We start from the raw sequence: 11,605 nt of genomic DNA, 5'->3' as shown, positions 1-11,605 counted from the left end.
GAAACGACCACACAGCGCATTGGGCTACAGACCACCGGCTCCGGAAGCCATCATCGCGATGGACCTGAGGCTGCTCATCCACTAACTTTCAAAATGGACCACTCAAGTGGGGCTGATCAGAGCCAGTTGACGGGGATGCCGAGTGTCGTGGCGACTTCGTTTGCGCTGAGGATGCCTGGTGCATGGCGCCATTTGGTGCGCTGAACTGCCACCTTGATGCCTGCGGCAAACCGGATCCGCTGAACGGTGATCGGCAATACCGTGTCGGCGCTGTTCGGTGAGCGATGCCCCTCGCTGGTCAGGATATTGGCGATCTTGTCGTCAGGGATCCCGGCCCGCGCGAGTTCGAGCACGCGATCATGCATCTCCTGACCGCGGCTCAGCTTTGCCACCGAGTTCACCCTCATCTTCACGTTGAGTTCGGTCACTGCACCGCCCCGCCAAACGATCCGGGCGAGCGTGATGTCATGTGCTCCGCGATCAAGGATCACTTTCTCAACAAGGCAGCGCAGCAATGCCTTGCGGTGAGCATCCGTGGTGGCTGGATCGACCCATATCTGAGGAAGACGGCCGGCAAGGGCAACGACCTTGCTTTCGAGAGCCTTGCCCATGGGCCGCTGAGGGCTCGGTCGCGCTGCCGTCTGTTCGGCGAGGGCTGCCTCGGCTGCCCGGACCTCCATGAGCGCGGTCTCCCAGCGACGTTCCAGTTCCGCGGCAACAAGACGGTTATCCGGATCGACACGATTGAATTGCCGTTGCGCCAAAGCGGCAGCGTATCGTGTGCGCTCGACTTCGCGTTCGGCGTTCGTTCGAAGCGCCAACTCTACCTGGCTCTGGGCTTTGCGGGCGCGCGACAGCGCATCGAATTCGGCGGGCGCCAGCGCGGTCAGGAAAGCGTCGGCCACGGCGGCGTCCACGCGTGCGGCCCGTATGTGCTGGCAGGTGGGCAAACCCGCATGGGAGCGCAAGTGGTTGCAGACATACTCGCCGCCGCCCTTGTAACGGACATACATCTTGTGGCCGCACCGCGCGCACCAGGCGATACCGTGCAGCAAAAGTTCGCCATCGCGAGGGGCGCCTCTCGTCTTGGTGCGCATATATTCGGCCCGATTGTCGCTTACGATGTTGCGGATCTTCTCATAGGTCGGCCAGTCGATGTAGGCCGGATAGCGATCTTTGACGACGATCCGCCAGTCGTCGATCGGTCGCGCGATCTTCGCCGGAGTGCGATCCGTGCGAATATTGTCCCGCATCCGGGTTCGGCCGTAGACGAAGGCGCCTGCATAGGCGGGGTTCTTCAGGATCATCGAAACAGCCGAGACCGTGGCGCGCGCCCAGCACAACTCGCCATGTCGGTCCCGGCGCGGCAAATCGAGGCCTTGGTCGTTCAGCATCCGCATGACGGCCGCGACAGTCCGAACCTTCAGAAAGAGCTGAAACACCAGGCTGAGCCGATCCCGGACAGCAATGTTCGGATCCTTGAGCACCACGCCGCTCTCGTCGCGAACCAGGCCGACCGGCAGGGAGACGGCAAGTTCGCCACGCGTGGCCTTGGCGATCAGACCGGCCGTCAGGCGGCTACGGATCGTGTGCAACTCGAGTTCGGATATGGTCCCCTTGAGGCCGAGCAACAGGCGCCCATTTGGGCTTCCAGGATCGTAGACGCCGTCACGGTCAGCAATGAGACACCCGCGCAGCCCGCAAATGTCCAGCAAAGGATACCAATCGGAACAGTTGCGCGCGATCCGCGTCACGTCAACCGACAGGATCAGCCCTACTTCGCTGAGCCCGACGCGACCGACAAGTTCCTTGAAACCACCACGATGCGCGGCCGACGCCGCGCTCAGGCCAAGATCAGCATCGATCACATCGATATCGGCTTCATGCCATCCGAGTTCGCGAGCGCGTTGGCGCAACGCGTATTGGAGCCGCAGGCTTTCCTGATTGCTCAACACTTGATGGGGCGTCGACTGCCGGATGTAGACGACGGCCTTGCGCTTCAGATGCGTCAACTGGACAAGCTCGGACATCACGAAAGACCTCCGCCAGAACTGCGGCAATGTCGTCGACGATCTGTCGTCGAAGGGTCGGCGGCAGCGTCGTCCAAAGAACTTCGGGTGCCAGGGTCATGATCATAGAAGTCTACAACATTTAGTAGATCCAGCAAAGCGTCCATGCTCAGTTTGGTTGGATCTGGCGACAGCGCAGCGGAATCTGTTGCTATTACGGGGATAAGGAGTGTGACACCGTCTCGGAATTCAACCTCGTAGGATGGTAAAAATTACCACCGCGATGGCTCGTTCGACGGACAACCTGAAACGAGCGCCCATACAACGGGTGACGCGGGTCGCGGACCATGATCGCATCGGGAAAGGATTCGTCAGCCTCACTGGACGGGGTATTCCTAAACACCTTCGCTGGAGGGGATCGACTGGCGCAATCCACGCTGGACGCAACGCCCTGCAAAGGCTGGGTAAATCGCTGCAATCTGCCTTATTTGCATGGGCTTTTAGAGGGCCACGTGGTAGGTCTCGTCCATGTCAGATACTGCCTCCGAGATCGCCAGATTGCGCGCCGCCCTTGCGGCCTCGGAAGCCCGCGCCGAGGCTGCCGAGAGCGAGCTGGCGCAGACCCGGGCCGTCGTCTCGACCTCGGAAGCAATGATCAAACATCTCCGGCTCGAGATCGCCAAGCTCCGGCGAGAGCAATACGGCCACAGCTCGGAACGTCGCACCCGCCTGATCGACCAGATGGAGCTGCAACTCGAGGAATTGGAGGCCGCGGCCACCGAAGACGAGATCGTTGCCGAGAAGGTGGCGAAGACCACGACCGTCACCGGGTTCGAGCGCCGCCGCCCGGCGCGCAAGCCCTTTCCGGAGCATCTGCCGCGCGAGCGTGTGGTCATTGAAGCGCCCACCACCTGCTCCTGCTGCGGTTCGGATCGCATTCTGAAGATGGGCGAGGATGTCACCGAGACGCTTGAGGTCATTCCCCGGCAGTGGAAGGTGATCCAGACGGTGCGTGAGAAGTTCACCTGCCGGCAGTGCGAGAAGATCAGCCAGTCGCCAGCGCCGTTCCACCCCACACCCCGTGGCTGGGCCGGTCCGAACCTGCTGGCGATGATTATCTTCGAGAAGTTCGGACAGCATCAACCCTTGAACCGCCAAGCCGAGCGTTATGCCAAGGAAGGCATCGAGATCAGCCTCTCGACGCTGGCCGACTAGGTCGGGGCCTGCGCTGCTGCGCTCGAGCCGATCCATGCGCTGATCAGGGCCCATGTTCTCGATGCCGAGCGGCTGCACGGCGACGATACGACAGTGCCGTTGCTGGCGAAGGGCGGCACCCATACCGCGCGGCTCTGGACCTATGTCCGCGATGATCGCCCCTTCGGTGGCGACAGCCCACCTGCTGCGCTGTTCCACTTCTCCCGTGACCGAGGAATGGCCAACCCGAACCGACATCTCGCGGGATGGCAGGGCATCCTGCAAGCCGATGCCTATGGCGGCTACAACGATCTATACCGCGCCGACCGCGACCCCGGACCGATCGAGGGGGCTCTGTGTTGGAGCCATGCCCGGCGCAAGTTCTTCGAGCTTGCCGACCTCAAGGGGAATACGCGGAAGGGCAAGCCCGCCCATGACATCTCCCCCGTTGCGCTGGAGGCGGTGGCTCGGATCGACGAGATCTTCGACATTGAACGCGGTATCAACGGGCTGACGGCAGCGGAGCGTCAGGCGGCCAGGCACCAGCTGTCCCGGCCTCTGATCGAGGGGTTTCAGGGCTGGCTGCGCGCCGAGCGCGACCGGCTGTCGAAGCACAACCCGGTCGCCAAGGCGATCGACTACATGTTCAAGGCGGAGCGCTGGCCTGCCTTCACCCGGTTCCTCGACGACGGCAGGGTCTGCCTGACGAATAACGCAGCGGAGCGGGCGCTGCGCGGTGTCGCACTGGGACGGAAGTCCTGGCTCTTCGCCGGATCCGAGCGCGGCGGCGACCGCGCCGCCTTCATGTATTCCCTGATCGTCACCGCCAAGATGAACGACATTGACCCGCTGGCTTGGCTCGCCGACGTCCTCGCCCGGCTCCCCAACACAACGGCTTCACGGGCCCCGGGCCTTCTGCCGTGGAACTGGCAGCCAACGGAATGCAAACTCGCTGCATGACCGGGGCCTACGCCGGATGCTTACGCCGGAACCTGCTTCAGGGAGGTTCAACCAGCCTGAATACAGTTGCCGGCAAACCCGGAGCGGTTCAACTGTCCACGAAGCGGGAAGCAGCTCAATTGGCTGAGTTACGGATTAGTTTGGCTGATGGGGTCGGACACTGTATTTGGGACCCATGCTATATTTTCGGGGGTATATACCTGCGAGGGAACCGCACACCTTGGTTCAGCCACGCAGAGCCCGCAGTAAATAGTCGATAAATCCAGAGACCGCCGGCCGTTTGCGGGTAAGGGAGTTGCATTTCATGAAGTTTGCGCGACCAGCGGTAATCGAGGCGGGGTGTGCGTATACCAGCGCACCTGCTTCAACATGGTTCCGCACCAGATTGTGAATTCCCATCATGACACCTTCACCTCTGAGCGCCGCCTCCATGAGAAGCGGAACCTTATTGGTGGTAAAGCTCGAGGACCCTCTCTGCCCGCGGACACCCTGCGCATGAAACCATTCCTGCCATCCGAGCGGATGCCACTGGATAGAACTCGCACTCCAGTGTCGCTCGTGCAAATGAAGAAGTGTGGCGTCGTTGAACATTTCGGGGGTGGTAAATGGCCCATGTGCCGCAAGATACTCCGGGGTGCAGACCGGCTGCGCGACCTCATGAAACATGAAATGCAATTCCTCCCCGACATCGCTACGTTCGTTGCCGCACAAGAGGGCGATGTCGACGTCATCGTAACTGCTAAGCGCAGCATCCTCATCCGAAGCGAGCACGACGAACTCGATCTGCGGCTGAGTGGCGCGAAAACTGTCGATGAGGGGCTTCAACCAATATGTCGCAAGAGCATCCGTTGCAGAAATCGTGATAGTCTGCGGGTCGGCAGTGGGTTGCAGTAAGCCTACTCCAGCACTGATCATGTCAAGTCCGGCGACAACGGCCCCAAGCAGGCCGCGCCCTGCAACTGTCAATTCCAGTGCATTGTGCTTGCGGATGAAAAGCTCTACCTCCAAAGCTTTTTCCAGCAACCTGATCTGCTGGCTGACTGCACCTTGGGTGATGTTCAGCTCCTTGGCCGCAAGCGTGAAGCTCAAATGCTTGGCGGCGACCTCAAAGGTGGCCAGTGCACCCAGCGATGGCAGATATCTGCGGCGAACGGGTCTCATCCTACTGAGGTTCCTTTGCTATTCCATCATCAACAGTAGGTGTTTGCCAGACGGCGATCAACGAAGCGCTGTGCCGGCTTGCAAGAATATCGGCCGGAAGCTCGACCAACCACGATCCGGATACAGGCATCGACAGACCTGCCATAACATGCAGGCCTGACTAGCATCGGATCGCAAACCACTAGGAACGCTAACGTCGACCTCCTCTATCGTGATGACCGGCTGCAGTCATGCCTACAATCGACGACGACAGCGCCTGCTCCAGGGCAGTTCACCTCGCCAGAAGGTAGAGGAACGGATCGGCCTTATGCCCCCTCTCGCCAATCCTCTTTACAAGCCGACGGCGCCGGACATGTCGCAACCAGACAGCTAGGGGGCAGACGCCTCGTCATCGCGAGTATCCATCACTTTCCTGATCTGCGCGGGAGTCATGCCGAGATTACCTTTCATCAACCGGACGAGATGCGAGGCATCGCAAAACCCGCAGGACAGGGCGATCTCGCTGATCGACTCGTCCGTCGTCCTCAGGAGGCGCTTCGCCTTTGCAAGCCGGAGCGACATATAGGCCTTCTGAGGAGATTTCCCGATGTCGGCGCGAAAATGACGCTCCAGCTTGCGGCGACTAACGCGCATATCCCGGGCGAGGTCCTCAATCGTCTGCGCGATTTCGAGGTTTTGCCCCATCCAGAGCAGAGCCGCAACCACGAGTGGATCCTGCGCGCTTGAACTCAATGGCGTCGAGGTCTCCCGGAGGCCAGTTCTGCCGTGGTGTGCAGAGGCAACATGTGCCGCCAAATCGCTAACACCTCGGTTCTCCGCGCAGGTCAGGCTGCATCCGTCAATTACGAAGGCGTCCGGCAACGGAATAGTACGCGGAAATCTTTCGCGGAAATCCATATGCAGAGCCAGCTCGACACTGCATCCGCAGCCATCGAGCAGCCCCGCCTCCGCGAGGGCGAACACACCGGAGCGCAAAGCGATAACGCGGGTAGCGCCTTCCGCCGCGGAACGAAGTAGACGAGTGACATCCTCCGGGATCGGCCTGTCCGGGGGAGAGGCTCCGCCGATCACAACGAGATAGTCGATCTGGGATGGATCGGATAGAGGTGCATCGGGCTGAATGGCTATGCCGCTGTCCGCCCGTATAGGCTCCATGTCCAATGAAAGAATATTCCAGGCGCAGCGGGTATCAGCCGCTCCGCCCGCGAAGCGCAACGCATCCATGAACGCAGCCAAAGCGGCCAGTTCGAAATCCTCGAGTGGCAGAATCCCGAAACGCAGGGATGACCATGAAGATATCATCGCATTCCCCCCGCGCGCCGGGAACCGCACTATGCTCAGCGTTTCAGCATCGGGATGTCCTCGATGGCATCAAGCAGATAGGTGACGAAGGCGCGGACATTTGGATGTTTGCCAGTGCGTGGATTGATCTTGAGGTAGTAAGTCCGCCCTGCGTTGAGGGGCCGGTCGAATATCCGCACCAGCCGCCCTTCGGTCACTGCCTGATGCACCAGATGGCGGAAGCCAAGGATGACGCCCTGGCCCTCCTCGGCCGCATCGACCAGAAGGCCGTAGCTGTTCGAGACAAAATCCTGCGGGATCTCATCGACTTCGGGTGCATGCTTGCGGAACCAGTCGCGCCAGGTCAGCGGATACCATGCGATCGCGTCGGAACTCCAATGCATCCGGTGTAACTCCATCAGGTCGGCGTGTGCAAGATCGGTGGGCGAGACGAAAGGACCATGTGCCGCCAGATAGGCTGGCGAACAAACCGGCTCTACCACCTCTGGAAACAGCGCTATCAGATTCGGACCGATCTCGGAGCGGCCATGGCCGCAGATCACCGCGAGATCGACCTCGTCGAAATCCTGCAGCCGGTCATTCTCGTCCGAGGCGAGCAGAGTGAATCCCACATCGGGATTGGTGCGGCGAAAATCATCGGCGATCGGTTTGATGAAATTCGACACGCCCGCATAGGTGCCCGCGATGGTGAGGGTCTGGCTACCGCCACTCTGGCCGATGCGGAAGATCGCCTCGCTCAGCCGGTCGAGCCCCTGCGTCACCGCCTCGAGCAACATCTGGCCTTCAAAGGTCAGTTCCATGCCGTTGTATTTGCGCAGGAAGAGCCGCCGATCAAGCGCCTTTTCCAAGCCCCGAATCTGTTGACTGATGGCCGCCTGCGTCACGTTGAGCTCACTCGCCGCTTGGGTGAAGCTCAGATGCTTCGCGGCCACCTCGAAGGTCGCGAAAGCACCCAACGAAGGCATATTTCTCCGCTTGGGCAGCCGATAGACTGGTCGGGAATCCCGATCCGAAGACCCATTCTTGTCCGCTCGATCGCCGATATCCGTCACTCCTTGCGCGCACGCCATTCCTTCCATCGAATGAACAGGTTTGCCCCGATCTGTGCAAGGGGGGCGGGCGGCAATCGCGCGGGCAGGTGTTGCGCGGCGAAGAACCGGGTGATCGCGCTGTCGTGCCCAAGCGCGGCTTCGGCGGCGGCGATGCCGGTCAGCGTGCTGCGCGTGGTGCCGAGCCCGTTGCAGACGCAGGCGGCGAAAAGGTCCTCATCCAGCCGCCCCGCGACGGAGCTGTTGTTCTGCGTCAGGCACAGATGCCCGCTCCAGCCGAATTCCATCCTGACATCCGCAAGCTGCGGATAGCGCGCGTCGAATTTGGCCCGCATCATCGTCATGGCGCGGCGCATCTGGCAGCCCGAAGTGACCATGTGGGGCAGGAACTTCGCCATCGTCCGGGTGATGATCCGGTTGCCGCCCTGTGCGGTCGAGATCCGCCGCATCGTCGTGCCCATCGGGTCCGACGGGGTGATCCCCCAGCAGTCGGCGCCGCCGGTGCGCCGCAGGGCGTCGGGCGAAAGCTCTTCGGTCATGCAGGCGAAGAGGAAGATGTGCATCAGCCGCCTGCGCGCGAAACCGAAGCTTTCGAGATGTCCGTTGTTCGCAAGGATCACCGTCCCCGCGTCGATCCGGCCCTGCGGCGTCACCACCTGCCAGCCGTGATCGCAGCGGATCAGATCGGTGACCGGCGTGTCTTCGTGGACCGCCACCCGGCGCGACAGCCCGGCCAGAAGGCCGCGGATATAGCCCGCTGGCTGGATCATCACCGTGCCCGGCGTATAGAGGCCCGAGCGGTAATAGGCGGATCCCGTCAGGTCGCGCATCGCCTTGGCGTCAAGCACCTCATACCGTTCCTGGATCAGGGCGAGGTGTTTGGCGTAGGCGGTGTTCTGCGCGTCGGCATGGCGGCTTGCCGCGCCGTTCACCTTGCCGTCGCGGCGGAAATAGCCGGCGGGAATGGCGTATTCCTGCACCGCCTCGGCGGCGAAGGCGATGGCCTGCCGGTTCAGCGCGATCAGCGTGCGGTCGGATCCGGTATCCGCGCCGGCATAATCCTCGGACGTCAGTTCATGCGGCAGGTCGATCATGAAGCCCGAGTTGCGCCCGGCCGAGCCTTGCCCGATCTGGCCCGCATCCAGCACCGCGATCTTCGCCTCGGGCGCCAGCTGCAACAGCCGCCGCGCGGCGGACAGCCCCGCGAAGCCGCCGCCGATGACGACGAAATCCGCGCGTCGGGTTCCTTCGGGCGGCGGCGCGGCGGGGCGCGGGCCAAGGATGCTGTCCCACGCCGCGGGACCTGCGAGGCGGGGAAGGCGGACGGCGCGGAAGGAACCGGGTCTGGGCATCGGGGATCTCGGCATCAAAGGGGCCGGAGGCGGGGCGCCTCCGGCCAGAGGACGGCCCATCGGGCCGACAGGGGTCAGTCGATGGCGGTATCCGCGTCGTCGGAAAGATCCAGCCAGATCGTCTTGAGCTGGGTATACTGGTCATGCGCGTGGATCGAATTGTCGCGCCCGCCGAAGCCCGACTGCTTGTAGCCGCCGAACGGGGTCGAGATGTCGCCCTCGCCAAAGCTGTTGACCGTCACCGTGCCCGCCCGCAGCATCCGCGCGCCGCGCAGCGCCCGCTTGCCGTTCGCGGTGAAGATCGAGGCGGCCAGACCGTAATCCGTGTCATTGGCGATGCGGATCGCCTCGTCGAAGCTGGCAACCTCGATCACGGCGAGGATCGGGCCAAAGATCTCTTCGCGCGCCAGCCGGTGGTCGTTGCCCGCGACCTCGACGACCGTCGGCTCGACATGGGTGCCGTTCAGCGCCTTGCCGCCGATGACGATGGTGCCGTCCTGCGCGGCCTCAAGGTAGCCCGCCACCTTGTCGAAATGCGTCTTCGACACCAGCGCGCCGATCCGCACCGCGGGATCCAGCGGATCGCCCACGTTCCATTCGCGCGCATGTTCGGCGATCTTTTGCAAAAGCCGCGCCTTGATCCCCTTCTGCACGATCAGCCGCGACGCGGCCGAGCAGTTCTCGCCCATGTTCCAGAAGGCGCCGTTGACGACATGGGCGGCCACCGCGTCCAGATCCTCGGCATCGTCGAGTACGATGCAGGGATTCTTGCCGCCCATCTCCAGCACGACTTCCTTCAGGTTCGATTCCGCCGAATAATACAGGAAGCGCCGCCCCGTCACGGTCGAGCCGGTGAAGGACACCATGTCCACGTCCGGGTGGCGGCCAAGCGGTTCACCCGCCTCGACCCCGGATCCGGTGACGACGTTCAGCACACCCGCGGGCAGGCCCGCCTCCATCGCCAGCTCCGCCAGACGCAGCGCGGTGAGCGAGGTTTCCGCGGCGGGCTTGAGCACGACCGAGCAGCCGGCGGCCAGCGCCGGGCCGATCTTCCACGCCATCATAAGCAGCGGGAAGTTCCACGGCACGACCAGCCCGACGACCCCCACCGGCTCGCGCACCACAAGCGCTATGTGATCGTCCGAGGCAGGCGCCACCTGATCGTAGATCTTGTCGATCAGCTCGGCGTGCCATTTCAGCGTGTTGACCGTTTCGGGAATGTCGACCGTCGCGCAATCGTAGATCGGCTTGCCACTGTCGAGGCTTTCCATCACGGCCAGTTCGTGGCGGTTGCGATCGACCAGTTTGGCAAGGCGCACCAGCGCCTCCTTGCGCGCGCCGGGGGCGAGCCGCGACCAGCGCCCGTCTTCAAAGGCGTCGCGCGCCTTGGCGACGGCGAAATCCACGTCCTCCGGCCCGCAGGCGGCGACATCGGCGAGCTTCGCCCCCGTCGCCGGATTGGTCGTGGGGAAGGTCTTGCCGGATTTCGCCGGACGGAAGCCGCCGTCGATGAAGGCATTCGCGGGGAAGCTGAGCGATGCGGCCAGCGCCTCGTATTCTTCGCGGGTGAGAAGGTCCGTCATGGCTCAGTTCCCTGCCTTGATCGCTGCGATGGTGGTTTTCAGAACCGCGATGACCTGTTGCAGCTCGCGTTTCTCGTCCTTGTTCAGGCCCTTGAGCGGCGGGCGCATCGGGCCGGTGGGGATGCCGGCCAGGGTCGTGCCGTGCTTGACGCACTGGATGAACTTGCCGCCCTGTTCCAGCACCCGCATCAGCGGCATCATCGCCGACATGATCCCGCGGCCCTTGGCGAAATCGCCGTTCAGCACGCAGGTTTCATAAAGGTAGACATGTTCCTCGGGCAGGAAGTTCGAGCCCGCGCAGATCCAGCTCCGCGCGCCCCAGGCAAAGAATTCCAGCGCCTGATCGTCCATGCCGCAGGACATCTGGATATGCGGATAGTCGCGCGCGAGCAGGTGGACGCGGTTGATGTCGCCCGAGCTTTCCTTGATCCCGATGACATTGCGCGAGCGGCTGACGCGGTTGAGGAAATCCTCCCCCATCGAGACGCCCATCCGGCCGGGATAGTTATACAGGATGATCGGCAGATCGGCCGCGCGGTCGATGGCCAGCGCGTTGAGCGCGTTTTCACGCTCGGTCGGTACGGAATAGGGCGGCGTGCCCAGCAGCAGCGCATCCGCACCCATCTCGCGCGCGCCTTGCGCAAGGGCGATGCTGTCGGGCGTGCGCATCGCGCCGGTGCCGACGATGACCGGCAGCCGGCCCTTGACCCGCTCGGTCACGAACCGGGCGAGCGCAAGCCGTTCCTCGACCGTCTGGGCATAGTTCTCGCCGGTCGAACCGCCGGAAATCAGGCCATGCACGCCCTTGTCAATCAAATGCTCCACCAGATCGGCGAGCCGGTCGAGGTCGAAACCGCCATCGTCCTTCAGGGGCGTGACGAGGGGCGTGTAAATTCCCTCAAGCGTCAGTCGGAATGTCATCGTCGCATCACCACTAGCGAAATTTCAGATCAGCAGGCCGGAAGGCTGCCGGGGCGGGGCAGGTCTTGCCTTTT

General features: G+C 62.8%; 7 protein-coding genes and 1 pseudogene. 1 reads left to right on the top strand and 7 read right to left on the bottom strand.

What is annotated here, in order from left to right:
• Nucleotides 1–116: 116 nt before the first annotated feature.
• Entirely contained in the window at nt 117–2,030 is a 1,914-nt protein-coding gene (locus D2T30_RS20595; protein WP_206613034.1) for a recombinase family protein, read from the bottom strand.
• Nucleotides 2,031–2,537: 507 nt separating this feature from the next.
• Between D2T30_RS20595 and tnpC the strand changes: the two are divergent.
• Nucleotides 2,538–4,163, top strand: a pseudogene (tnpC, locus tag D2T30_RS20590) (IS66 family transposase).
• A 225-nt stretch (nt 4,164–4,388) separates the two neighbouring features.
• Here tnpC and D2T30_RS20585 read toward each other — a convergent pair.
• The 6 genes from D2T30_RS20585 to D2T30_RS20560 form a co-directional block, all read right to left on the bottom strand.
• Entirely contained in the window at nt 4,389–5,324 is a 936-nt protein-coding gene (locus tag D2T30_RS20585) for a LysR substrate-binding domain-containing protein (protein WP_128187433.1), read from the bottom strand.
• A 369-nt stretch (nt 5,325–5,693) separates the two neighbouring features.
• Nucleotides 5,694–6,626, bottom strand: coding sequence for a GlxA family transcriptional regulator (locus D2T30_RS20580; protein ID WP_128210350.1), 933 nt, complete (start codon nt 6,624–6,626; stop codon nt 5,694–5,696).
• Nucleotides 6,627–6,661: 35 nt separating this feature from the next.
• Nucleotides 6,662–7,678, bottom strand: a complete 1,017-nt coding sequence (locus D2T30_RS20575; protein WP_206613033.1) for a LysR substrate-binding domain-containing protein — start codon at nt 7,676–7,678, stop codon at nt 6,662–6,664.
• Nucleotides 7,675–9,027, bottom strand: a complete 1,353-nt coding sequence (locus D2T30_RS20570) for an NAD(P)/FAD-dependent oxidoreductase (protein WP_128187429.1) — start codon at nt 9,025–9,027, stop codon at nt 7,675–7,677. The genes D2T30_RS20575 and D2T30_RS20570 overlap by 4 nt, the downstream gene beginning before the upstream one ends.
• Nucleotides 9,028–9,101: 74 nt before the next feature.
• Complete coding sequence (locus tag D2T30_RS20565; RefSeq protein WP_128187427.1) at nt 9,102–10,610, bottom strand: aldehyde dehydrogenase; 1,509 nt, start codon at nt 10,608–10,610, stop codon at nt 9,102–9,104.
• A gap of 3 nt (nt 10,611–10,613) precedes the next feature.
• A complete protein-coding gene (locus D2T30_RS20560; protein ID WP_128187425.1) occupies nt 10,614–11,531 on the bottom strand; it encodes a dihydrodipicolinate synthase family protein in 918 nt (305 codons plus the stop codon).
• Between the last annotated feature and the right edge of the window lie 74 nt (nt 11,532–11,605).

Origin of the sequence: Paenirhodobacter populi, assembly GCF_004022215.1 — a bacterium.
In the GTDB taxonomy this organism is placed as follows: domain Bacteria; phylum Pseudomonadota; class Alphaproteobacteria; order Rhodobacterales; family Rhodobacteraceae; genus Rhodobacter; species Rhodobacter populi.
Note: the sequence above shows the minus strand (reverse complement) of the source record. Positions and strands in the feature narration are given on the sequence as shown.

Bases quoted from the DNA above. Each gene is read 5' to 3' on its own strand.
- D2T30_RS20595 (WP_206613034.1), bottom strand. From the start codon at position 2,030: ATGTCCGAGCTTGTCCAGTTGACGCATCTGAAGCGCAAGGCCGTCGTC.
- D2T30_RS20570 (WP_128187429.1), bottom strand. From the start codon at position 9,027: ATGCCCAGACCCGGTTCCTTCCGCGCCGTCCGCCTTCCCCGCCTCGCA.
- D2T30_RS20585 (WP_128187433.1), bottom strand. From the start codon at position 5,324: ATGAGACCCGTTCGCCGCAGATATCTGCCATCGCTGGGTGCACTGGCC.
- D2T30_RS20580 (WP_128210350.1), bottom strand. From the start codon at position 6,626: ATGATATCTTCATGGTCATCCCTGCGTTTCGGGATTCTGCCACTCGAG.
- D2T30_RS20565 (WP_128187427.1), bottom strand. From the start codon at position 10,610: ATGACGGACCTTCTCACCCGCGAAGAATACGAGGCGCTGGCCGCATCG.
- D2T30_RS20560 (WP_128187425.1), bottom strand. From the start codon at position 11,531: ATGACATTCCGACTGACGCTTGAGGGAATTTACACGCCCCTCGTCACG.